Consider the following 23,349-nt stretch of genomic DNA (forward strand, 5'->3'; position numbering starts at 1 on the left):
GAGGCTAGGGGAGCGTGGCCGGACCGACGACCGCCCAGCGCGGTGGCTCGAAGAGCAAGAACTCCAAGAGCAGGGGATCGGTGCGGTCCGGCCCCTCCCGGCCCGGCAAGCGCACCCCGCGCGGCGGTGGGAGCCGGTTCCGGCTCCGGCCGCCGCGTCGGCGGCTGCTGACCTGGGCGGCCGCCGTCGCCCTCCTCGGCGGGGCCGCCGGCTGGGCGCTCTACGGATCCGGCTGGCTGCGCGCCACTCATGTGGATGTCGGTGGCGTCCGCGTGCTGACGGCCGATGAGGTGCGCGAGGCGGCCGACGTCCCGCTCGGTGAACCACTCGTCTCCGTGGACACCGACGCCATCGCCGACCGGCTGCGGGAACGGTTGCCGAGGATCGACTCCGTGGCCGTGGAGCGGTCCTGGCCGCAGGGGATCGACCTCCGGGTGGTCGAACGTCAGCCACGGGCGATCGTCGAAAAGAGCGGGAAATTTATCGAAATCGACGGTAGTGGCGTGCGGTTCGCCACAGTCGATCACGCCCCCCAGGGCGTCCCCCGCCTGCTGGTGGAGCCCGAGGACTCCCCCAGCCTGCGCCGCTTCGGGCCGCCCCGCCTGGAGCGCGAGGGGGTCCGGGTCGCCGAGGCGCTGCCCCCGGCGGTGCGTACGGACACCCGTGCCATCCGCGTACGCTCGTACGACTCCATCACCGTGGAACTGACGGGCGGTCGGACGGTGGTCTGGGGAAGCGGTGAACGGAGTGACGCGAAAGCCCGTACGCTCACCGCACTGCTGAAGGCTGCGCGAGGGGCGGATCACTTCGATGTGAGCGCTCCCAGCGCTCCGGCGGCTTCCGGGAGTTGACGCCCCGGGCGGTCGGCCGGGACCCTGGCTGGCTACGGCTATGGGTGATCACATAGGGTGAAAAGAAAAACGGGAGGTTCGGCGTGTTCGTTGAACGCGCGCGGCCTGTCGACTTAGTGTCCTGTTCGGAGAACCCACAGAACAGCGGCACCGGTAACCCTAAACTTCACGTTGAGGGTTCGGGTCGGCTTGAGAACCGTCCCCCAGGCATACGTAACTCGAGGCGAGAGGCCTTCGACGTGGCAGCACCGCAGAACTACCTCGCAGTCATCAAGGTCGTCGGTATCGGCGGCGGTGGCGTGAACGCCATCAACCGGATGATCGAGGTCGGTCTCAAGGGCGTCGAGTTCATCGCGATCAACACCGATGCACAGGCCCTGCTGATGAGCGACGCCGACGTCAAGCTCGACGTCGGCCGAGAGCTCACCCGCGGCCTCGGCGCCGGCGCCAACCCCGATGTCGGCCGCAAGGCGGCCGAGGACCACCGCGAGGAGATCGAGGAGGTCCTCAAGGGGGCCGACATGGTCTTCGTGACCGCGGGCGAGGGCGGCGGCACCGGCACCGGTGGCGCCCCCGTCGTCGCCAACATCGCCCGCTCGCTGGGCGCCCTGACGATCGGTGTGGTCACCCGGCCGTTCACCTTCGAGGGCCGGCGCCGCGCGAACCAGGCGGAGGACGGCATCGCCGGCCTGCGGGAGAACGTCGACACCCTCATCGTGATCCCGAACGACCGCCTGCTGTCCATCTCGGACCGTCAGGTCAGCGTGCTCGACGCGTTCAAGTCCGCGGACCAGGTGCTGCTCTCGGGCGTTCAGGGCATCACCGATCTGATCACCACCCCGGGTCTGATCAACCTCGACTTCGCCGACGTCAAGTCCGTGATGTCCGAGGCCGGCTCGGCGCTCATGGGCATCGGCTCGGCGCGCGGCGACGACCGCGCGGTGGCCGCCGCGGAGATGGCGATCTCCTCGCCGCTCCTGGAGGCGTCCATCGACGGCGCCCGCGGTGTGCTGCTCTCCATCTCGGGCGGCTCCGACCTCGGTCTCTTCGAGATCAACGAGGCCGCGCAGCTGGTCAGCGAGGCCGCGCACCCCGAGGCCAACATCATCTTCGGCGCCGTCATCGACGACGCCCTGGGCGACGAGGTCCGGGTCACCGTCATCGCGGCGGGCTTCGACGGCGGCCAGCCGCCGCCCAAGGGCAGCCGCGACAAGGTGCTCGGCTCCTCCTACGGCTCCGGCCGCGAAGAGGGCGCGCCGGCCGTGGCCGCCCAGAGCCGTCCGGCGGCGCCCGAGTCGCCCCGCTCCTCCTACGGCGGGCTCGGCAGCGTGACCCCGCGCACCGAGGAGCCCGCCTCGGACCCGGCCCCGGTCAACGAGATCCCGGCCCCGCCGGTCTCCTCCCCGCAGGTCCCGCCGGCCCGTCCCTACCAGGACTCGACCGCCGAGGAACTGGACGTTCCGGACTTCCTCAAGTAACACCTCCGAGCGAGTGAGCGGCCCCCAGTGATAGGGCAACAGCACGCAGTGACACCGGAAGCTGTGACATCCGAACAGCATGCGAGCGGCGCGCACTTCGCCTTCACCGACAGGTGGGGCGGGGTGAGCGCCGCTCCGTATGACGAGCTCAATCTCGGCGGCGCCGTCGGCGACGACCCCGCGGCCGTACGGGCCAACCGCGAGCGGGCCGCGGCGTCGCTGGGCATCGACCCGGCCGCGGTCGTCTGGATGCACCAGGTGCACGGCCGCGATGTGGCCGTGGTCGACGGACCGTGGGACACCACGGACATTCCGTGCGTGGACGGTGTGGTGACGGCCCGTCGCGGACTCGCCCTCGCGGTGCTCACCGCGGACTGCACACCGGTCCTGCTCGCCGACCCGGTCGCCGGAGTGGCGGGCGCGGCCCACGCGGGCCGGCCGGGTCTGCTCGCCGGGGTCGTCCCCGCGACCGTCGAGGCGATGACCCGCCTCGGCGCCGACCCGGCCCGGATCATCGCGCACATCGGCCCCTCCGTCTGCGGCCTGTGCTATGAGGTGCCCGAGGCGATGCGCGCCGAGGTCGCCGAGGCGGTGCCCGAGTCCTGGGCCACCACCCGGCAGGGCACCCCGGCCGTGGATGTCGCGGCGGGGGTACGGGCGCAACTCGCTCGACTCGGCGTGAATATCAGCGGACAATCTCACATTTGCACGCTGGAATCCGCGGACCATTTCTCGTATCGGCGCGAGCGCATCACCGGGCGGCTCGCGAGTTATGTCTGGTTGGACACTGAGCTGTGACGGACCGTAGAACGGAATTGGCGGACAATCTGGCCCGCGTGGAGGAACGTATCTCCACCGCATGCGCCGCGGCCGGCCGGAAGCGGGAGGACGTGACCCTCATCGTGGTCACGAAAACCTATCCCGCGAGTGATGTGCGGCTCCTCGCCGAACTCGGCGTCCGGCACGTCGCCGAGAACCGCGACCAGGACGCCGCCCCGAAAGCCGCCGAATGCGCGGATCTGCCCCTGACCTGGCACTTCGTCGGACAATTGCAGACGAACAAGGTCCGTTCCGTGGCGAGTTATGCCGATGTGGTGCACTCTGTCGACCGCATTCGACTGGTCACCGCCCTTTCCGCCGCCGCCGTCCGCGCCGGACGCGAGCTCGACTGCCTGGTCCAGGTGGCACTTGACGCCGAGTCGGGTGAGCGCGGTGACCGCGGCGGGGTCGCGCCCGACGGGGTGGCGCCGGTCGCCGACGCGCTGGCGGGGGCCGAAGGGCTGCGTGCCGCCGGGCTGATGACGGTCGCTCCGCTCGCCGGCCCGTTCGCCGGCCGCTCCCGGGCGGCCTTCGACCGGCTCATGGAAATCTCAACGGGCCTGCGCGCGGCCCATCCTGCTGCGAACATGGTGTCAGCAGGGATGAGCGCGGACCTGGATGACGCCGTGGCCGCCGGGGCGACACATGTACGTGTCGGATCGGCGGTGCTCGGAGTCCGACCCAGGCTCGGGTAACGTCGCCAAGAAGTCGGACCACAGCAGAAAATATGGTCATTACCGTCAAAAGACGGGCAGACCAAGTGGATCCAAGGCGCCGTTGACGGAGCCGATCCACCACAGAGCGGAGGACGCAGAGAATGGCCGGCGCGATGCGCAAGATGGCGGTCTACCTCGGCCTCGTGGAGGACGATGGGTACGACGGCCCGGGTTTCGACCCCGATGACGAGTTCGAGCCCGAGCCTGAGCCCGACCGACGCAGGCAGCAGCATCAGTCCCAACAGACGCAACCGGACGAACCGGTTCGAGTCGCCCAGCCGCCTGCACAGCGCGAACCCGCTCCGCTCGTAGCGGAAACGGGACGACCCGCCCGAATCGCCCCCGTGGCGTCCATCACACCCGAACGCCACTCTCTGGAGAAGAACGCACCGGTGATCATGCCCAAGGTTGTGTCCGAGCGGGAGCCCTACCGCATCACGACATTGCACCCCCGGACCTACAACGAGGCCCGTACCATCGGGGAACACTTCCGGGAAGGCACCCCGGTGATCATGAATCTGACGGAGATGGACGACACGGACGCGAAGCGTCTTGTCGACTTCGCCGCCGGTCTGGTCTTCGGTCTCCACGGGAGCATCGAGCGGGTGACGCAGAAGGTGTTCCTGCTGTCTCCTGCTAACGTCGATGTCACGGCGGAGGACAAGGCCCGCATCGCAGAGGGCGGGTTCTTCAATCAGAGCTGAGACGCAATACCGGGCAATACTGGATGAATGACGGCCTAACAGGCCGGGTACGAGCAAGGGGAGAGGGAAGCGCGAGATGGACATCGCACTGCAGGTGATCTACATCGCGCTGTACTGCTTCCTGTTCGTTCTGATCTTCCGGCTGGTGATGGATTACGTCTTCCAGTTCGCTCGCTCATGGCAACCCGGCAAGGCGATGGTGGTCGTCCTGGAGGCGACCTACACTGTCACCGATCCGCCACTCAAGCTTCTGCGGCGGTTCATTCCGCCGCTGCGTCTCGGGGGCGTGGCGCTCGACCTGTCCTTCTTCGTACTGATGATCATCGTCTACATCCTGATCACCGTCGTGAGCCGGCTGTGAACGCGGCTGTGAACGATACGGTCTTGCCGATTGCCGACGACTACGTTGAGGTGAAGAAGAGATGCCGTTGACCCCCGAGGACGTGCGGAACAAGCAGTTCACGACCGTCCGTCTCCGAGAAGGCTATGACGAGGACGAGGTCGATGCCTTTCTGGACGAGGTCGAGGCCGAACTGACCCGTCTGCTCCGGGAGAACGAGGACCTGCGCGCCAAGCTGGCCGCCGCCACGCGTGCCGCCGCGCAGAACCAGCAGCAGGGAATGCGCAAGCCCGAGCCGCAGGACCAGCGACCCGGTGCTCCGGTGCCCGCCGCCATATCCGGACCGCAGCCGGTGCCGCAGCAGCAGCAGATGGGCGGCCCGCCGCAGTTGCCGGGCGGTGCCCCGCAGCTGCCGGCCGGCCCCGGCGGTCACGGCCACGGCCCGCAGGGCCCGCACGGTCCCGGCCCCATGGGGCAGAACGGACCGATGGGTGGCCCGATGGGCGGCCCCATGGGACAGAACGGTCCGATGGGTCAGAACGGAATGGGTCAGGGCCAGATGGGACAGAACGGTCCCATGGGTCAGAACGGCATGGGCCAGAACGGTCCGATGGGTGGCCCCGGCCCCCAGCTGCCGCAGCCGGGCCAGGGTCCGGGTGGCGACAGCGCCGCTCGTGTCCTCTCGCTCGCCCAGCAGACCGCCGACCAGGCGATCGCGGAGGCCCGTTCCGAGGCCAACAAGATCGTCGGCGAGGCGCGCAGCCGGGCCGAGGGTCTGGAGCGGGACGCCCGTGCCAAGGCCGACGCCCTGGAGCGGGACGCGCAGGAGAAGCACCGTGTCGCGATGGGCTCGCTGGAGTCCGCCCGCGCCACGCTGGAGCGCAAGGTCGAGGACCTGCGCGGCTTCGAGCGCGAGTACCGCACCCGCCTGAAGTCCTACCTGGAGAGCCAGCTGCGCCAGCTGGAGAACCAGGCGGACGACTCGCTGGCCCCGCCGCGCAACCCCAACACCCCGTCGCTGCCCGCGGCCCCCTCGATGAGCGGGTCCATGGCGTCGGCCGGTGCGGGCATGGGCGGCCACAGCATGGGCGGCAACCCGTCCATGGGCGGTCACGGCGGCGCCACCGGTGGCCCGTCGTACGGCGGTCAGCAGCAGATGTCCCCGGCGATGACGCAGCCGATGGCACCGGTGCGGCCGCAGGGCCAGCAGCCGATGCAGCAGGCGCCGTCCCCCATGCGGGGCTTCCTGATCGACGAGGACGACAACTGATCGCTCGGCGCGAGCCGTAGGCAATCATCGGGCCGGACCCGGGACTTTGTCCCGGGTCCGGCCCGTTTCGTGTCCAAAGCGTATTGTCACGGCAATAAAGCGGCAGCAATGAACCGGCCGCCCGGAGGCTTCAAGCCTCCGGGCGGCCGGTTCAGGTGGTGCGGGGGGTGTTACGCCTTGCGGAGGCGGAACGTCAGGCCGAGGCCCTCGTCCTCGAACGGCTCGCCGTAGGAGTCGTCGGCGTCACCGGTCGCGAAGTCGGTGGCCAGCACCTCGTCGGCGATGAGGCCGGCGTGCTCGCCCAGCGCGGTCAGCGTCTCCTCGTCGGACGACCGCCAGCGCAGCGCGATCCGGTCGGCGACGTCCAGGCCGCTGTTCTTGCGCGCCTCCTGGATCAGCCGGATCGCGTCACGGGCGAGGCCCGCGCGGCGCAGCTCCGGCGTGATCTCCAGATCGAGGGCGACCGTGGCACCCGAGTCGGAGGCCACCGACCAGCCCTCGCGCGGGGTCTCGGTGATGATGACCTCGTCGGGGGTGAGCGCGACGCTCTCGCCGTCGACGACGACCGAGGCGGTGCCCTGACGCAGGGCCAGGGACAGCGCGGCGGCGTCGGCCTCGGCGACGGCCTTGGCGACCGCCTGGACGCCCTTGCCGAACCGCTTGCCCAGGGCGCGGAAGTTCGCCTTGGCGGTGGTGTCGACCAGGGACCCGCCGACCTCGGACAGGGAGGCCAGCGACGAGACGTTCAGCTCTTCCGTGATCTGGGCGCGCAGCTCGGCGCCCAGGTCCTCGAAGCCGGCCGCGGCCACCAGGGCGCGGGACAGCGGCTGACGCGTCTTGACGCCGGACTCGGCGCGGGTGGCGCGGCCCAGCTCGACCAGGCGCCGTACGAGCAGCATCTGCCGGGACAGCTCCGGGTCGATCAGCGCGGTGTCCGCCGTCGGCCAGGTGGCCAGGTGCACCGACTCCGGGGCCTCCGGGTCCACCGGGACGACGAGGTCCTGCCACACCCGCTCGGTGATGAACGGCACCAGAGGGGCCATCAGGCGGGTGACCGTCTCGATGACCTCGTGCAGCGTGCGCAGCGCGGCCGCGTCGCCCTGCCAGAACCGGCGGCGCGAGCGCCGCACGTACCAGTTGGACAGGTCGTCCACGAAGGACGAGAGCAGCTTGCCGGCGCGCTGGGTGTCGTACGCCTCCAGCGCCTGGGTGACCTGGTCGGTGAGGGTGTTCAGCTCGCCGAGCAGCCAGCGGTCGATCAGCGGGCGGTCCGCCGGGGCCGGGTCGGACGCGGAGGGCGCCCAGCCGGACGTACGGGCGTACAGGGCCTGGAAGGCGACGGTGTTCCAGTAGGTGAGGAGCGTCTTGCGGACGACCTCCTGGATGGTGCCGTGACCGACGCGGCGCGCGGCCCACGGGGAGCCGCCGGCGGCCATGAACCAGCGGACGGCGTCGGCGCCGTGCTGGTCCATCAGCGGGATCGGCTGGAGGATGTTGCCCAGGTGCTTGGACATCTTCCGGCCGTCCTCGGCGAGGATGTGGCCCAGGCAGACGACGTTCTCGTACGACGACTTGTCGAAGACGAGGGTGCCGACGGCCATCAGGGTGTAGAACCAGCCGCGGGTCTGGTCGATGGCCTCCGAGATGAACTGCGCCGGGTAGCGCTTCTCGAAGAGCTCCTTGTTCTTGTACGGGTAGCCCCACTGCGCGAAGGGCATCGAGCCGGAGTCGTACCAGGCGTCGATGACCTCCGGCACGCGCACGGCGGTGTGCGAGCAGCCGTCGGTGGTGCAGGTGAAGGTGACGTCGTCGATGTACGGGCGGTGCGGGTCCAGCGCGCTCTGGTCGGTGCCGGTCAGCTCGGAGAGCTCGGCCAGCGAGCCGACGCAGGTGAGGTGGTTCTCCTCACAGCGCCAGATGGGCAGCGGGGTGCCCCAGTAGCGGTTGCGGGAGAGCGCCCAGTCGATGTTGTTGGTCAGCCAGTCGCCGAAGCGGCCGTGCTTGACCGATTCGGGGAACCAGTTGGTCTTCTCGTTCTCCTCGAGAAGCCGGTCCTTCACGGCGGTGGTGCGGATGTACCAGGACGGCTGCGCGTAGTAGAGCAGCGCGGTGTGGCAGCGCCAGCAGTGCGGGTAGCTGTGCTCGTAGGCGATGTGCCTGAACAGCAGGCCGCGCTCGGAGAGGTCCGCGACGAGCTTCTCGTCGGCCTTCTTGAAGAACTCGCCGCCGACGAGGCCGACGCCCTCCTCGAAGGTGCCGTCCGGGCGGACCGGGTTGATGACCGGCAGGCCGTAGGCGCGGCAGGTCTTGAGGTCGTCCTCACCGAAGGCCGGGGCCTGGTGGACCAGACCCGTGCCGTCCTCGGTCGTGACGTACTCGGCGTTGACGACGTAGTTGGCGCCCTCCAGCTCGACCAGGTCGAACGGGCGGCGGTAGGCCCAGCGCTCCATCTCCCGGCCGGTGAAGGACTGCCCGGTGGCGGTCCAGCCCTCGCCGAGGGCCTTCTCCAGCAGCGGCTCGGCGACGACGAGCTTCTCGTCGCCGTCGGTGGCCACGACGTAGGTGACGTCGGGGTGCGCGGCGGCGGCGACGTTGGAGACCAGGGTCCAGGGGGTGGTCGTCCACACCAGCAGGGACGCCTCGCCGGCGAGCGGCCCGGAGGTCAGCGGGAAGCGGACGAAGACCGACGGGTCGACGACCGTCTCGTAGCCCTGCGCCAGCTCGTGGTCGGAGAGGCCGGTGCCGCAGCGGGGGCACCAGGGGGCGACGCGGTGGTCCTGGACGAGGAGGCCCTTGTTGAAGATCTCCTTCAGCGACCACCAGACGGACTGGACGTATTCCGGGTCCATCGTGCGGTAGGCGTCGTCCAGGTCCACCCAATAGCCCATGCGGGTGGTGAGCTCGGCGAACGCGTCCGTGTGGCGGGTCACGGACTCACGGCACTTCGCGTTGAAGGCCGCGATGCCGTACTCCTCGATGTCCTGCTTGCCGGAGAAGCCGAGCTCCTTCTCGACGGCGAGCTCGACCGGCAGACCGTGGCAGTCCCAGCCGGCCTTGCGGCCCACGTGGAAGCCCTGCATGGTGCGGAAGCGCGGGAAGACGTCCTTGAAGACGCGGGCCTCGATGTGGTGGGCGCCGGGCATGCCGTTGGCGGTGGGCGGGCCCTCGTAGAACACCCACTCGGGGCGGCCCTCGGACTGTTCGAGGCTACGGGCGAAGACCTTGCTCTCGCGCCAGAAATCGAGCACGGCGTGCTCCAGGGCGGGCAGGTCCACCTGTGCGGGTACCTGGCGGTACTGCGGCTGGGGACTCATCTGAGGCTTCCTCCGGCGGAACGTCTTGGCGCTGTCCGTCGGAGGGACGAGAACGCGCGTGCGCTCCCGCGGTACCACCCTCCTTGGCCGCAGGCGCTTCGCCTCCGGCCCCCTCATTGGGTTCGCGACGCCGGTTCTACTGACCCCTGGAGTGACCCTCGGGGCGTTCTTCCGGCAGCTCAGGGCTGATCTTCACACCGCGCACGCCCCCGGGCTCCCACCGTCCCCGGGTCGCTCCTGGCTGCGTGCGGAGCTACTCGTCCCTTCCACGCCTTTCGCTCCGCTCAGTGTACGGGGCCGGGCCGGGGGCGGCCTACCGCTTTCGGCGGGGCCGTACGGGTCGGGGCGGGCCCGATTACAGGGCCGGGGGCGGGGCACAACCGATGAGACCGGCGTGCCCCGTTGCCGCGTGCCCGGTGGGGATCTATCGTTCCGGCACGATTCGCGCGCAAGATCATAAAATGTGAAGGGGCCGCGGTCATGGTGGCGAGGAAGTCCGCGGGGGCGGTTGCGGCCGGGGCCGCCCCGCCAGCTGCCGCTGCGCGGCGGGCGTCGGCGGCCGTGGCCTCGGCCACGGCGAAGAAGACGGCCGCTCCGGAGGCCGGTGCGGCGGCTGGCGCCGCGGGGAAGGCCGTGACCTCGAAGGCCGAGCGGTCGGGCCCCGGCAAGGCGGTGACACCCGTGGGGAAGGCCGCGTCGGCAGCCAGGAAGTCCGCGGCGGGGAAGAGGGCGGCCCCGGCCGAGACGGCACGGAAGGCGGGGCCGGGCCCCGCGAAGAAGGCGCCCGCGAAGAAGGCGCCCGCGAAGAAGGCGCCCGCGTCGAAGGTGGCACCGGCGAAGCGGGCCGCCACCGGGAAGAAGTCCGGTTCGGCGGGAACTCCCGCCGAGGGGACCGCCTCGGCCGAGACCGTGGCCAGGAAGGTGTCGGTGGCGGCGGGAGAGGCGGCCTCCGCGAGGAAGGCGCGGACCCCCGCCGGGAAGACGGCCCCCGCCAAGAAGGACGCGCCGGCCAAGAGATCCGCTTCAGCCAAGGCCGCTTCCGAGAAGGACGCGCCGCCTCCCAGGAAGACCAGAGCAGTGAAGAAGGCAACCGCGGCCAAGGCCGCTCCGGCTGAAGCCGCTCCCGAGGAGCGTGCCACTTCCGCCAAGAGGGTGACCCCCACCAAGGAGACCGCTCCGGCCGAAGCCGTTCCCGAGAAGCGGGCCACGTCCGGCAGGAGGCCTGCCCCGGCCAAGAAGCATGTCCCGGCCAAGGCCGAGCCCAGGACGACCGCGGCCGCCTCCGCGGCTCCCGCTGCGGCGAGGCCGACGAAGGCCGCCCCGGTCGCCTCGTCCGCGACCGGGGCGGCCACCCCGGCTGCGGCCGCGCCCAAGAGGCGAGCTGCGTCGGCCAAGAAGGCGGCGCCCGCCGAGGTGGTGGCTTCCGCCGAGGAGGCGGCTCTCACCGGGATGGCGGCTTCCGCGAAGAAGCCCGCCCCGGCCAACGCCGAGCCCGCGAAGAAGCTCGCCCCGACCAAGACCGAGCCCACCAAAAAGGCGGCTTCTGCCAAGAAGGCTGTCTCCGAGGCCGTCGCTCCGGCGAAGGCCAAGAAGGCCGCCCCGCCCAAAAGGGCCGAGGCCGCCCCCGCGCCTGGGGCTGCCGCCTCGGCCGGGGTCGCCGCCTCGGCGGCGACAGACGCGCCCGCCGGGCCCTCCGCGGCGGCGGAACCCGAGCGCCCCGCGCCAGCGGCACCGGCGGAGCCCACCGAGCCCGCCGCGCCAGCGGCACCGGCACCGGCGGAACCCGCCAAGCGCTCCGCGCAAGCGGAACCCGCGGAACCAGTCCAACCCGCCGCGTCAGCGGCAAGCGCACCGGTCAAAAGAGCGGTGCCCCCGAAGAAGACGGGAGCCAGGACCGTGGCTGCGAAGAAGACCATGGACGAGGCACAGGCCGGCGCCGGCAAGGTGCCGGGGGCGCGTGCGGCGGTGCCCGGGGAGCTCGCCGTGCGGCCGGGGGAGGAGCCCTGGTCGCCGGGGGAGGTGGCGGAGGCCCGTACGGAGCTGCAGAGCGAGGTCCTGCGGCTGCGGGCGGAGATCGCCGCGTCGCAGGAGGCGATCAGCGGTCTGATGCGCGATTCGGGCGACGGCGCCGGTGACGACCAGGCGGACACCGGCACCAAGAACATCACCCGGGAGCACGAGCTGGCCCTGGCCGCCAACGCCGGCGAGATGCTGCTCCAGACGGAGCGGGCCCTGGAGCGGCTCGACGCCGGTACGTACGGGCTCTGCGAGAACTGCGGCAAGCCCATCGGTAAGGCCCGTATGCAGGCATTTCCACGGGCCACCTTGTGCGTGGAGTGCAAACAGCGGCAGGAACGCCGCTGACCCGTTCGCGCGTGTGTGCCGTACTCTCGTCCTCAGTCAGGCAGGACGACGTCGAAGGACTCACGTGACAGAGGCGGAACAGACCACCGGCACGCCTGAGGGCGCCGACGAGGCCGGCGGCGCGACGGTGGACTCCCAGGGCGCGGCCAAGGGCAGGCGGCGCATCGGCGTGCTCCTCGGCATCGCCCTCTTCGCGTATCTCCTCGACCTGTCCAGCAAGCTGCTCGTGGTGGCCAAGCTGGAGCACCACGACCCCATCGAGATCTTCGGCACCTGGCTCCAGCTCGAGGTGGTCCGCAACCGCGGCGCCGCCTTCGGCATCGGCGAGGCGATGACGATCGTCTTCACGATCATCGCCTCCGCCGTGATCGTGGTGATCGCCCGCATCGCCCGCAAGCTCTACAGCCTGCCGTGGGCGATCGCGCTCGGCCTGCTGCTCGGCGGCGCCTTCGGCAATCTCACCGACCGGCTCTTCCGGGCGCCGGGCGGCTTCGAGGGCGGTGTGGTCGACTTCATCGCCCCCGCGCACTTCGCCGTCTTCAACCTCGCCGACTCCGCGATCGTCTGCGGCGGCTTCCTGATCGTGATCCTCTCCTTCCGCGGTCTGGACCCGGACGGCACGGTTCACAAGGACTGACGTACGGGCGGGTCGGCGCCGTCCGTCATACTCGACGGGTGAGCACCATTCCCGAGATCCGCGCCCTGCCCGTTCCCGATGGCCTCGAAGGCGAGCGCGTCGACGCCGCGATCGCCCGTATGTTCGGCTTTTCCCGCACCAAGGCGGCCGAGCTGGCGGCGGCGGGCAAGGTCCAGCTCGACGGTGCCGAGGCCGGGAAGTCCGACCGGGTGACCGGCGGCGCCTGGCTGGAGGTCGAGATGCCGGCCGCGCCCGCGCCCGTGCAGATCGTCGCCGAGCCCGTCGAGGGCATGGAGATCGTCCATGACGACGACGACATCGTCGTGATCGTCAAGCCGGTCGGGGTGGCCGCCCACCCCAGCCCCGGCTGGACCGGCCCCACCGTCATCGGCGGCCTCGCCGCCGCCGGCTACCGCATCTCCACCTCCGGCGCCTCCGAGCGCCAGGGCATCGTGCACCGCCTGGACGTCGGCACCTCCGGCCTGATGGTCGTCGCCAAGTCCGAGCGCGCCTACACCCTGCTCAAGCAGCAGTTCCGCGAGCGCACGGTCGACAAGCGCTACCACACCCTCGTCCAGGGCCACCCGGACCCGATGAGCGGCACGATCGACGCCCCCATCGGCCGCCACCCCAACCACGACTACAAGTGGGCCGTCACCGCCGAGGGCAAGCCGTCGGTGACCCACTACGACCTCATCGAGGCGTTCCGGGCCGCCAGTCTCCTCGACGTCAAGCTGGAGACCGGCCGCACGCACCAGATCCGCGTGCACATGGCCGCCCACCGCCACCCCTGCGTCGGTGACCTCACCTACGGCGCCGACCCCACCCTCGCCAAGCGGCTCAAGCTCACCCGCCAGTGGCTGCACGCCGTGCGCCTCGGCTTCGAGCACCCCGAGGACGGCCGCTGGGTGGAGTACGCGAGCGAGTACCCCGAGGACCTCCGCCGCGCCCTGGACATCGTGCGCGCCGAGAGCGCCTGACCCCTCCGGCGGAGGGGGGACCGAGCCGACCCGCGGCGTCCGTGGCAGGCTGAGGGGTGAACGACTGTTCCCCACCCGCCTCGGAGGGCCTCCGTGGACCAGCTGGCCCTGCTGTTCCTGCTGCTCCTCGGAGCGCTCGTCACGGTGCCGCTGGGTGACCGGCTGGGGCTGCCGTCGCCGGTCCTGATGACGCTGGGCGGGATCGTCCTCGCGCTGCTGCCGTTCGTACCGAACGTCGACATCTCGCCCGAGTTCATCCTGCCGCTGGTGCTGCCGCCCCTGCTCTACGCCTCCGCGCAGCGCACCTCCTGGCGGCAGTTCGCGGCCAACCGGCGGCCGATCTTCCTGCTGGCGGTCGCGCTCGTCTTCGTGACGACCGCGGCCGTCGCCGCCGTGGCCGACGCGATCGTACCCGGGATCTCCCTCGGCGCCGCCGTGGCGCTGGGCGCGCTCGTGGCCCCGCCCGACCCCGTCGCCGCCACCGCCGTCGCGGGCTCCCTGGGGCTGCCGCGCCGCCTGGTCTCCATCCTGGAGGGCGAGGGGCTCTTCAACGACGTCACCGCCATCGTGCTCTACCACGTGGCCGTCGCCGCCGCCGTCAGCGGCACCTTCTCGCTGCCCCGGGCGATCGGCGAGCTGGTCCTGTCCGCCGTGGTGGCGGTCGCGGTCGGCCTCGGGCTCGGCTGGATGACCAAGAAGCTGATGGACGTCCTGGGCGACGCGACCCTCCAGATCGGGCTCACGCTCCTGGTCCCGTTCGTCTCCTACGTCCTCGCCGAGGAGTTCAAGGGCTCCGGCGTGCTCGCGGTACTGACCACCGCGCTCTTCCTCGCCGAGTACGCGACCGACCCCGACGACGTCCTGGGGCGGCTGGCCGGGCACACCTTCTGGGAGGTCGTCGACACCCTCGTCACCGGCGCGGCCTTCGGCCTGGTCGGCCTGGAGCTCCACAACGCCGTCGGCACGGCCGCCGGCCGCTGGGGCGAGATGCTGGGCATCGGCGGCGCCGTCGTCGCGGTGGTGGTGGGCGTACGGCTGCTGTGGCTGCTGCCCGCCGCGTGGCTGGCCAGGAAGCTGCACAAGCGCCGGGACGTCGACGAGGAAATCCTGCTGAGCTGGCGCGAGACGGTGGTGACGTGGTGGTCGGGGATGCGCGGCGTGGCCACCGTGGCACTCGCCCTGGCCCTCCCCCTGACCATGGACGACAAGTCCCCCTTCCCCGCCCGCGACGAGATCGTCTTCATCGCCTTCGCCGTCATCATCGCCACCCTCGTCGTCCAGGGCCTGACCCTGCCCTGGCTGGTCAAGGTGCTGGGGGTGCGCGCCGACTCCGACGTGAGGAAGGAGCTGGAGCGGCAGCTGGCCGCCCGGGCGGCGAAGGCGGCCAAGCAGCGCCTGTGGGAGATCGTGGAGGAGGAGGACCTTCCCGAGGACATGATGGAGATGCTCGGCCGGCGCGCCTACGACATGGGCGCCCGGATCAGCCCCGAGATGGTCGACGAGGAGCGCCGCGAGGCACAGGCCCAGCGTGTGGAGCGGTTGCGGACGCTCCACCGGGTGCAGGGGGAGCTGCTGTCGGCGGCGCGGCGCGAGGTGCTGGCCGCGCGCAGCGAGCCGGGGGTGGACCCGGAGGTCGTGGACCGGGTCCTGCGGCATCTGGACGAACCCACCCTGCGCGGGCTCTGAGCGGTGGGGCTGCTCCGGCCACCGCCCCTTACGTCGTCCCCGGCCCCGGCCCTATGTCCTCGCCCGTCGGCGGGGTCTGCCGGCGGTCGGGGGCGCTCTCCAGGCCGGGCGCCGGCGCGGTGTTCAGCCGGGGCAGCGCGTACGGGTGCTCCCGCCGCAGCCACTCGATCAGCTGTTCGCGCACCACGCAGCGCAGCGCCCAGATGTCGTCCGAGTCCTTCGCCGTCACCAGCGCCCGCACCTGGATCGTGGACGGCGTGGTGTCGGTGACCACCAGGCTCCACGCCCGCTGGTCCCACTCCAGGGTGGACTTGAGCACCTCGTGCAGATGCTCGCGCATCAGGTCGACGGGCGTCGAGTGGTCGAGGTGGAAGAAGACGGTGCCGGTCATCCGGGGGTTGTTGCGCGACCAGTTCTCGAACGGCCGGCTGGTGAAGTACGACACCGGCATGGTGATCCGCCGCTCGTCCCAGGTGGTCACCACCAGGTAGGTGAGCGTGATCTCCTCCACCCGGCCCCACTCGCCCTCCACGACGACCGTGTCCCCGATGCGCACCACGTCACCGAAGGCGATCTGCAGCCCCGCGAAGAGATTGCCGAGCGTCGACTGGGCCGCCACACCGGCGACGATGCCGATCAGACCGGCCGAGGCCAGCATCGACGTGCCGACCGTCTTCATGGCGGGGAAGGTCAGCAGCATCGCGGCCACCGCCACCACGCCCACGATCGCGGTCACGACCCGCTGGATCAGTGTGATCTGGGTCCGTACCCGGCGCACCCGGGCGGGGTCGTGGGCGCTGGCGGCGTAGCGCGCGTAACTGGACTCCACTATGGCCACGGCCACCCGCACCACCAGCCAGGCGCAGGCACCGATCAGCACCAGGGTGAGGACCTGGCCGATCGCCTCCTCGTGTCCCTCGGTGAGGTCGGCCGAGCGGTAGCTGCCCCGCAGCAGTGCCGCGCACAGCACCACCTGGAGGGGCCACCGACAGCGCCGCAGCAGATCCCACAACGGGGTCTCGGGGTGCCGGACGTCGATCCGGCGCAGCATCTGGTCGGCGACCCACCCCACGATCACGGTGACGACCAGTGCGCCACCGATGACGGACAGCGGACGCAGTACGCCCTCCATGGACACCTCAGCTCCTTCCGGGCCGGCCACGTACTCACCGGTGGGGCGCTTCCCCCCGACGGTAGCTGGCACGATGGGGGACACGCGATTCACCCTGTAAGGAAGTGACCCCAGTGGCGTCCTCTACCACGATTGTGCTTTTTCATTCGGCGTACGGCCTGCGGCCCGCCGTCCACGCCGCCGCCGAGCGCCTGCGCGCCGCGGGTCACGAGGTGCACGTACCGGACCTCTACGGCGGCCGGACGGCCGACACCGTCGAGGAGGGCATGGCGATCAAGGAGGAGATCGGCGCGGAGGAGCTGCTGAAGCGCGCCATCACGGCCGCCGCGCCGCTGTCCGACCGGGGCCTGGTCTACGCCGGCTTCTCGCTGGGCGGCTCCGTCGCGCAGAACCTGGCGCTGGGCGACGAGAAGGCGCGCGGTCTGCTGCTCCTGCACGGCACCTCCGACCTGGCCGAGGACGCGTCCGTGGACGAGCTGCCCGTACAGCTGCACGTCGCGGACCCCGACCCCTTCGAGCCGCACGACTGGCTCAACGCCTGGTACCTGCGGATGGGGCGGGCGGGCGCGGACGTGGAGGTCCACCGCTACCCCGGGGCCGGGCACCTGTACACCGACCCCGAGCTGGCGGACTACGACGAGGAAGCGGCCGAGGCCACGTGGCGGGTGGCGCTGGGCTTCCTGGAGGAGCTGGCCGCTCGCTAGCGGCCGGGTTCAGCGGACGGGCGCCTCGACCCGCTCGACGCGCTGCGTGCCGGAGAGCGTCCGGTAGGAGCGGTACCAGGAGGACGTGGCCTTCGGGTTCCGCTTGTCGGACAGGACGTAGTAGTCCATCTGGGCCCGCTCGGCGGTGACGTCGAGGACGCCGTAGCCGTGCGAGTCCATGTCGACCCACTGCACATGCCGGTTGGCGGCCTTGATCGCGGTGGCGGCGGCCAGGGACACGGTGTGCGGCAGGACGTGCAGCATCTCGTCGAGGTTGTCGGAGGTCACCGAGGTCACCACGAACTCGGTGGCGGCCGACTCCGACAGCGGATACGTCGCCGCCTGCACGGGCACGTCGTTGGCCCATGCCATGTGGATGTCACCGGTCAGGAAGACGGTGTTGCGGACACCGCGGCCGGTGAGGTGGTCGAGCAGCTCGCGCCGGTCGTGGGTGTAGCCGTCCCACTGGTCGGTGTTGACGGCTATGCCGCCCGTGGGCATGCCCAGCAGCTTGGCGAGCGGCTCCAGCAGATGGGCGGGCAGCGCCCCGAAGGCGACCGGCGACATCATCACGGAGTTGCCGACGAGCCGCCAGGTGGCGTCGGAGGACGCCAGCCCCGTCTTGAGCCAGTCGAGTTGGGCACGCCCGGTGAGCGTACGTCCCGGGTCGTCCACCCCGCCGCTGCCGGACTTGACCTGCTGCGAGCGGAACGAGCGCAGGTCCAGCAGGTGCAGATCGGCGAGCTTGCCGAAGCGCAGTTGTCTGTAGGTGGTGCCCTCGATGGAGGGTCTGACGGGCATCCACTCGAAGTACGCTTGCTTCGCGGCGGCCATCCGCGCCGACCAGTCGCCCTCGGCGCCCGGGGTGTGGTTGCCGGCCCCGCCCGACCAGGTGTTGTCGGCGAACTCGTGGTCGTCCCAGATGGCGATCGTGGGATGCGCGGCGTGCACCGCCTGGAGATCGGGGTCGGTCTTGTAGTAGCCGTGGCGGGTGCGGTAGTCGGCCAGGGTGACGATCTCGTGGGCCGGCTTGTGCGGGCGGACGACGTACTTGGCGGCCGGGTACTCGCCCGACCCGTACTCGTAGATGTAGTCGCCGAGATGGATGACGGCGTCCAGATCGCGGCGGGCGGCGAGATGGCGGTAGGCGGCGAAGTAGCCCGACTCCCAGTTGGCGCAGGAGACCACACCGAAGCGGACGCTCGGGACGGCCGCGTCCCGGGCCGGGGCGGTACGGGTGCGGCCGGCGGGGGAGCGCACGCCGTCCGCGGTGAAGCGGAACCAGTAGGCGGTGGCCGGGCGCAGACCGCGCACATCGGCCTTGACGGTGTGGTCGCCCGCCGCCGTGGCCTTGGCCGCGCCGCGCGCGACGACCCTGGCGAACGCCTCGTCCTCGGCCACCTCCCAGGCCACGTCGACGGCCGGCCCGCGCCCGGAGCCGGGAACGGCCTCCGGGACGGGGGTGACACGGGTCCACAGCAGGACGCCGTCGGGCAGTGGGTCACCGGAGGCGACGCCGTGCAGGAAGGCGAGGGCGCTGTCCGCGGCATGGGCCTGGGGAACGGCGAACGGCAGGAGCGCGGCGGTGGCGGCGGCGGCCGTGACGGCGGTGCGCCGCGATATCGGTGAGTGATGAGTCACGGACCATCACCCTACTGTCGGGTAAGCCGATGAGCGGACGAACCGTCAGAGTTCGTCCGCCCATGGCTGTTCCGTTACTTGATCTTCGCTACTTCTTCGGCCCGAATTCCTTGTCGATGGCCGCGACGAACTCGTCCTTGTCCATCGGCGGCCGCTTCCCGGTCCCGTCCTTCAGCTGCTTGCCGTTGTGGACCAGGGTCGGCGTGCCGTTGACGCCGTCCTTGCCGAAGAGCTTGCCCATCTCCAGGGCCCACTTGTCGTAGGTGCCCTCGGTGACGTTCTTCTCGAAGTCCTTGTTGCCCTTCAGCGCCGGGACCTGCTGAGCGACCTCGATCAGCCTCTTGTCGTCGGCGTAGGCGTCGTTCGACTCCTCGGGGTGGTTCTTCTCCGAGTAGAGGGCTTCCTTGTAGTCGACGAACGCCTGGGGGCTGACGTTCAGGGCGGCGCCGAGCGCGCTGACGGCGTTCTTCGAACCGGTCCCGGAGCCCTTCATCGGCAGGTCGTCGATGAAGTTCACCATGACGAAACGAACCTTGTAGCGGCCGTCCTTGACGTCCTGGCGGAGCTGGCCCCCCGACCGCTGCTCGAAGGCGGCGCACGACGGGCACCGCGGGTCCTCGAAGACCGTGAGGGTCTCCTTGGCCTTGGCGTCGCCGATGACGATCTCGTTGCCGTTCTCACCGGTGGTGTTGGCCGGCTTGACGAGGTCCTTCTTCGCCGCGGCCGCCCAGTCGCCGTTCTTGCCGGAGCTGTCGCCGTCGTTCATCTGGCTGACCGCGAAGCCGACGCCGCCCGCGATCGCGAGGACGACGACGATCGAGCCCGCGACGACGAGCTGACGGCGGGTCTTGTCCCGCTTCGCCTGCCGCTCGCGCTCGGCGCGCAGCCGCTCGCGGGCCGCCTGCTTGTTCTGTGCGTTGTTCCGGTTGCTCATGGTGTTCTCCGTGTGGAAGAGGATGGGGACCGCTGTGCTCAGGCGAAGGCCGGGCGGGCAGGCGGTCCGCGGCGCACCACGGAGTGGACGAGCAGCGGGAGGTCGCGGCGGCGGAGGGCACGGCGTACGGGCCGTACGAGCGCACCGCGCGGGTGTGCCGCCAGGGTGGCGGCGGCCAGCAGCAGGGGACGGAAGGCGGAGGCGGCGACGGCGCGCAGCAGGCGGGCCAGGGCCACCTCGCCGCGGCGCAGCCAGGCCGCGGCCAGCAGACCCACGGCGACATGGCAGGCGAGCAGCAGCCAGGGCAGGGCGGAACCGGACGGACCGACCGGGTCGGTGTCGCCCCGGGCGGCCATCCGGGCCAGCGGCGTGCCGAAGTCGCCGCCGCGGCAGACCAGGTCGACGCCGATCGAGCGCAGCGGGCCCGCTATCGGCCCGCCGGCCCGCCCGTAACAGGCGTGCTGCCCGGTGGTGAAGACGGTGTCCGCCGCCAGCTCCAGCGGGACGAGCAGGGTGGCTATCCGGCCGTAGCCGCGCTCACGGTCGGCCAGCGCGTAGGCGATCGCGAAGAACGCCGCCGACAGCACGGCGACCGTGGTCAGCGGCAGCGGCGCCCGGGACAGCAGGACGTGGGAGGCGGCGGACAGGGTGACGCAAAGGGCGGTGAAGAACGACGCCCGCAGCGCCCTCAGTCGAACTCCCGTCCCCTCCATGAGGACGAAGTGTGCCACGACCACCCTTAAGTGTCCGGTCAAGATTCGGCATCAGTGGAGGGGCGGGAGACCCGGGGCGCGAGGGGTCAGGACTTGAGCCGCTCGTCGACGGCCTTGGTGAACTGCTCGGGGGTGATCGGGGCGTTCTTGCCGTCCGCGGTCACCTTCTTGCCGTCGAGCTTGACGGTGGGGGTGCCGGTGACGTCCTTGGCCTTCTCGAAGTCGCCGGACACCTCCAGGGCCCACTTGTCGAAGGTGCCGTCCTTGACGTTCTTCTGGAAGGCCGCGTTGCCCTTGAGCGCCGGGACGCTGTCCGCGATCTTCAGCAGGGTGTCGTCGTCGGCGTAGCTGTCCTTGGTCTCCTGCGGGTGGTTGGCCTTGGAGTAGAGGGCCTTGTTGTACGCGCTGAACGCCTCGGGGCCGACGTCGAGGGCCGCGCCCAGCGCGCTGAGGGCGTTGCGCGATCCGGCGCCGCCGAAGTTGCCGTCGATGAACGTACCGATGTGGTACGAGATCTTGTACGTGCCATCCTTGACGCCCTTGTCGAGCGTGTCCCCGACGTTCTGCTCGAAGACCGAGCAGATCGGGCAGCGCATGTCCTGGTACAGATCCAGGGTGTGGCCGGCCTTCTTGTCACCGATGACGATCTCGGTGCCCTTGTCACCGGCGGCGTTGGCGGGCTTGACGAGGTCCTTCTTCGCCGCGGCCGACCAGGCCGAGTCCGTGGCCTTGCCGCCCAGTTGCGTCACCGCCACGGCGATGCCCGCCGCGACCGCGAGGACCGCGACGACCGAACCGCCGACGACGAGCTGGCGGCGCGCCTTGTCCTTCTTCTCCTGCCGCTCCCGCTCGGCGCGCAGCCGCTCGCGGGCGGACTGCTTGTTCTCCCAGTTGTTGCGCTTGCTCATGATGCCGACTTCTCCGTGCTTCTCCGTGATATTGCTGCGGTCCGTACCGCTCGGGCTCAGGCGAAGGCCGGGCCGGGCGGTGGACCGCGACGGACCACGGAGTGGAGAAGGGACCGGACGGCGGGCACGCGCGCGTGCCGCACGGGACGGACGGGCACCCGGCCGGGCCCCGCGGCCGCCGTGACGGAGGCGATGGCCAGCAGCAGCGGGCGGAAGGCCACGGCGGCGAGCGCGCCCAGCAGCCGGCCGAGCGCCGCCTCGCCGCGGCGCAGCCAGGCGGCGGCCAGCAGCCCGACCGCGAGATGCGCGGCGAGCAGCAGCCAGGAGGCGGCGTCGGGATCGGCGGCGGGCGCGAAGGGCCCGCCGATGCTGCCGCCGCCGCACAGGGCGGTGAGCGCCCCCGGGACGGGGTGGCCCTCCGGCCCGAGGCAGGTCCGCTGGCCCGTGGTGAAGAGCGCGTCGGCGGCCAGCTCCACGGGGATCAGCAGGGCGGCGATCTGCCCGAAGCCGCGCTCGCGGCCGGCCAGCGCGTAGGCCAGGGCGAAGACGGCCGCCGCCGTCGCGGCGACGGTCGGCACGGGCAGCGCCATGCCGGACAGCAGTACGTGGGAGGCGGCGGACAGCAGCACGCACAGCGCTGTGAACAGCGCCGCGCGTGCCGTCCGCAACCATGCCGCCGAAATGTCCATGAGAGACGAGTCTGTCATGGGGTGCGGTAAGAGCCGATTAAAGGCCCGGACGCTCGACCTACGGGCCTCAGAGGCCGGGGATGCGGCCGTTGCGGAAGAGGTCGACGAAGATCTGGTGGTCCGCCCGGGCCCGCGCCCCGTAGGAGTGCGCGAAGTCGACGAGCAGCCCGGCGAAGCCGTCCTCGTCGGCGGCGATGACCGCGTCGATGGCCCGCTCGGTGGAGAAGGGGACCAGCGAGTGACCGCTCTGGTCGTCGGCCGCGGCGTGCATCGTGGCGGTGGCCCGGCCCAGGTCCGCGACGACGGCCGCGATCTCCGCCGGGTCGTCCAGGTCGGACCAGTCGAGGTCGACGGCGTACGGCGAGACCTCGGCGACCAGCTGGCCGATGCCGTCCAGCTCGGTCCAGCCCAGCCACGGGTCGGCGTGCGCCTGGAGCGCGCGCTGGGAGATCACCGTGCGGTGGCCCTCGTGCCGGAAGTAGTCCCGGACGGCGGCGTCGGTGATGTGCCGGGAGACCGCGGGGGTCTGCCCCTGCTTCATGTAGATGACGACGTCGTTCTCCAGGGCGTCGCTGTTGCCCTCCAGGAGGATGTTGTACGAGGGCAGGCCCGCGCTGCCGATCCCGATGCCGCGGCGGCCGACGACGTCCTTGACGCGGTAGGAGTCGGGACGGGCCAGGCTGGTGTCGGGGAGCGTCTCCAGATAGCCGTCGAAGGCGGCGAGGATCTTGTAGCGGGTGGCGGCGTCCAGCTCGATCGCGCCGTCGTCGGGCAGGAAGCGGCGCTCGAAGTCCCGGATCTCGGTCATGGAGGCCAGCAGCCCGAAGCGGGTCAGCGAGCGCGCCTCACGGAGCGCGCCCAGGAGGGGGCCCTCGGCGGTGTCCAGGGTGAAGGGCGGCACCTCGTCGTTCCTGGCGCCGGTGGCCAGGGCGTGGATGCGCTCGCGGTAGGCGGCGGCGTAGATCCGTACCAGCTCGGTGATCTTCTCGTCGCTGAGCGCCTTGGTGTAACCGATCAGCGCGACGGAGGCGGCGAAGCGCTTGAGGTCCCAGGTGAAGGGGCCCACATAGGCCTCGTCGAAATCGTTGACGTTGAAGACCAGCCGGCCGTTGGCGTCCATGTACGTGCCGAAGTTCTCGGCGTGCAGATCGCCGTGGATCCACACCCGGCTCGTCCGCTCGTCCAGATACGGACCGGTCTCCTTGCCGTGCTCCAGATCGGCGTAGAACAGGCACGCCGTGCCCCGGTAGAAAGCGAAGGCGGAGGCCGCCATCTTCCGGAACTTGACCCGGAAGGCGGCGGGGTCGGCCGCGAGCAGCTCACCGAAAGCGGTGTCGAAAACGGCGAGAATCTCCTCGCCGCGCTGCGCGGCCCGGTCGTGCTCGAGCGCCATCGCTGGGTCCTCCTGGTTGATCGACGAGCGGGTGTTGCGAAACGGACAGTCGTCCCGAGGCCCCCAACGTGTGGGA

21 protein-coding genes are annotated in these 23,349 nt (G+C 71.0%); 12 read left to right on the plus strand and 9 right to left on the minus strand.

Annotation, left to right across the window (positions count from 1 at the left end):
• Positions 1-14 precede the first annotated feature (14 nt).
• The 7 genes from ACZ303_RS00700 to ACZ303_RS00730 all read left to right on the plus strand — a co-directional run bounded on the left by ACZ303_RS00700 (position 15) and on the right by ACZ303_RS00730 (position 6,178).
• A complete protein-coding gene (locus ACZ303_RS00700; protein ID WP_467333590.1) occupies positions 15-851 on the plus strand; it encodes a cell division protein FtsQ/DivIB in 837 nt (278 codons plus the stop codon).
• A gap of 239 nt (positions 852-1,090) precedes the next feature.
• On the plus strand, positions 1,091-2,329 hold the full coding sequence (gene ftsZ / locus ACZ303_RS00705) for a cell division protein FtsZ (RefSeq protein WP_467333592.1): 1,239 nt from the start codon (positions 1,091-1,093) through the stop codon (positions 2,327-2,329).
• A 27-nt stretch (positions 2,330-2,356) separates the two neighbouring features.
• Positions 2,357-3,127, plus strand: a complete 771-nt coding sequence (pgeF, locus tag ACZ303_RS00710; RefSeq protein ID WP_467333594.1) for a peptidoglycan editing factor PgeF — start codon at positions 2,357-2,359, stop codon at positions 3,125-3,127.
• Positions 3,124-3,843 (plus strand): YggS family pyridoxal phosphate-dependent enzyme, encoded by a 720-nt coding sequence (locus ACZ303_RS00715; RefSeq protein ID WP_467333596.1) that lies wholly within the window; start codon positions 3,124-3,126, stop codon positions 3,841-3,843. Before pgeF ends, ACZ303_RS00715 begins: the two co-directional genes overlap by 4 nt.
• Before the next feature lie 122 nt (positions 3,844-3,965).
• The gene (locus ACZ303_RS00720; protein ID WP_087928499.1) at positions 3,966-4,568 is read left to right on the plus strand and encodes a cell division protein SepF; all 603 of its coding nucleotides are present in this window, start codon (positions 3,966-3,968) and stop codon (positions 4,566-4,568) included.
• 76 nt (positions 4,569-4,644) lie between these two features.
• Positions 4,645-4,929: a YggT family protein gene (locus tag ACZ303_RS00725; RefSeq protein ID WP_087928500.1), complete on the plus strand. Its 285-nt coding sequence runs from the start codon at positions 4,645-4,647 to the stop codon at positions 4,927-4,929.
• A 61-nt stretch (positions 4,930-4,990) separates the two neighbouring features.
• Positions 4,991-6,178 (plus strand): DivIVA domain-containing protein, encoded by a 1,188-nt coding sequence (locus ACZ303_RS00730; RefSeq protein WP_467333600.1) that lies wholly within the window; start codon positions 4,991-4,993, stop codon positions 6,176-6,178.
• 170 nt (positions 6,179-6,348) lie between these two features.
• Here ACZ303_RS00730 and ileS read toward each other — a convergent pair whose 3' ends face one another.
• Positions 6,349-9,492 (minus strand): isoleucine--tRNA ligase, encoded by a 3,144-nt coding sequence (ileS, locus tag ACZ303_RS00735; RefSeq protein WP_467333602.1) that lies wholly within the window; start codon positions 9,490-9,492, stop codon positions 6,349-6,351.
• A 284-nt stretch (positions 9,493-9,776) separates the two neighbouring features.
• Positions 9,777-10,523 (minus strand): hypothetical protein, encoded by a 747-nt coding sequence (locus tag ACZ303_RS00740; RefSeq protein WP_467333604.1) that lies wholly within the window; start codon positions 10,521-10,523, stop codon positions 9,777-9,779.
• A gap of 46 nt (positions 10,524-10,569) precedes the next feature.
• On the opposite strand from ACZ303_RS00740, the gene ACZ303_RS00745 reads away from it, so the two are divergent.
• From ACZ303_RS00745 to ACZ303_RS00760, 4 genes are all read left to right on the plus strand, one after another.
• Positions 10,570-11,856: a TraR/DksA family transcriptional regulator gene (locus ACZ303_RS00745; protein ID WP_467333606.1), complete on the plus strand. Its 1,287-nt coding sequence runs from the start codon at positions 10,570-10,572 to the stop codon at positions 11,854-11,856.
• 64 nt (positions 11,857-11,920) lie between these two features.
• Positions 11,921-12,493 carry a signal peptidase II gene (gene lspA, locus ACZ303_RS00750; protein ID WP_467333608.1) on the plus strand — a complete coding sequence of 191 codons (573 nt, stop codon included), beginning with the start codon at positions 11,921-11,923 and terminating at the stop codon, positions 12,491-12,493.
• Positions 12,494-12,531: 38 nt separating this feature from the next.
• Positions 12,532-13,473, plus strand: coding sequence for an RluA family pseudouridine synthase (locus ACZ303_RS00755; protein WP_467333610.1), 942 nt, complete (start codon positions 12,532-12,534; stop codon positions 13,471-13,473).
• A 93-nt stretch (positions 13,474-13,566) separates the two neighbouring features.
• Positions 13,567-15,159 (plus strand): Na+/H+ antiporter, encoded by a 1,593-nt coding sequence (locus ACZ303_RS00760; protein WP_467333612.1) that lies wholly within the window; start codon positions 13,567-13,569, stop codon positions 15,157-15,159.
• A gap of 28 nt (positions 15,160-15,187) precedes the next feature.
• Here the strand turns inward: ACZ303_RS00760 and ACZ303_RS00765 are convergent, their stop codons facing one another.
• Complete coding sequence (locus ACZ303_RS00765; protein WP_467333614.1) at positions 15,188-16,291, minus strand: mechanosensitive ion channel family protein; 1,104 nt, start codon at positions 16,289-16,291, stop codon at positions 15,188-15,190.
• 113 nt (positions 16,292-16,404) lie between these two features.
• On the opposite strand from ACZ303_RS00765, the gene ACZ303_RS00770 reads away from it, so the two are divergent.
• Positions 16,405-16,995: a dienelactone hydrolase family protein gene (locus tag ACZ303_RS00770; protein ID WP_467333616.1), complete on the plus strand. Its 591-nt coding sequence runs from the start codon at positions 16,405-16,407 to the stop codon at positions 16,993-16,995.
• Positions 16,996-17,004: 9 nt separating this feature from the next.
• On the opposite strand, the gene ACZ303_RS00775 is transcribed toward ACZ303_RS00770, so the two are convergent.
• The 6 genes from ACZ303_RS00775 to ACZ303_RS00800 form a co-directional block, all read right to left on the minus strand.
• Positions 17,005-18,636 (minus strand): alkaline phosphatase D family protein, encoded by a 1,632-nt coding sequence (locus tag ACZ303_RS00775; RefSeq protein WP_467333618.1) that lies wholly within the window; start codon positions 18,634-18,636, stop codon positions 17,005-17,007.
• Between the two features lie 88 nt (positions 18,637-18,724).
• Positions 18,725-19,570, minus strand: coding sequence for a thioredoxin domain-containing protein (locus ACZ303_RS00780; RefSeq protein ID WP_467333620.1), 846 nt, complete (start codon positions 19,568-19,570; stop codon positions 18,725-18,727).
• Between the two features lie 38 nt (positions 19,571-19,608).
• Positions 19,609-20,283, minus strand: a complete 675-nt coding sequence (locus ACZ303_RS00785) for a hypothetical protein (protein WP_467334586.1) — start codon at positions 20,281-20,283, stop codon at positions 19,609-19,611.
• A gap of 86 nt (positions 20,284-20,369) precedes the next feature.
• Positions 20,370-21,191, minus strand: a complete 822-nt coding sequence (locus ACZ303_RS00790) for a thioredoxin domain-containing protein (RefSeq protein WP_467333622.1) — start codon at positions 21,189-21,191, stop codon at positions 20,370-20,372.
• 56 nt (positions 21,192-21,247) lie between these two features.
• The gene (locus tag ACZ303_RS00795) at positions 21,248-21,880 is read right to left on the minus strand and encodes a hypothetical protein (protein WP_467333624.1); all 633 of its coding nucleotides are present in this window, start codon (positions 21,878-21,880) and stop codon (positions 21,248-21,250) included.
• A 67-nt stretch (positions 21,881-21,947) separates the two neighbouring features.
• The gene (locus ACZ303_RS00800) at positions 21,948-23,273 is read right to left on the minus strand and encodes a DUF2252 domain-containing protein (RefSeq protein ID WP_467333626.1); all 1,326 of its coding nucleotides are present in this window, start codon (positions 23,271-23,273) and stop codon (positions 21,948-21,950) included.
• Positions 23,274-23,349 lie beyond the last annotated feature (76 nt).

The sequence above is a fragment of the Streptomyces sp. NPDC023527 genome (assembly GCF_055560115.1).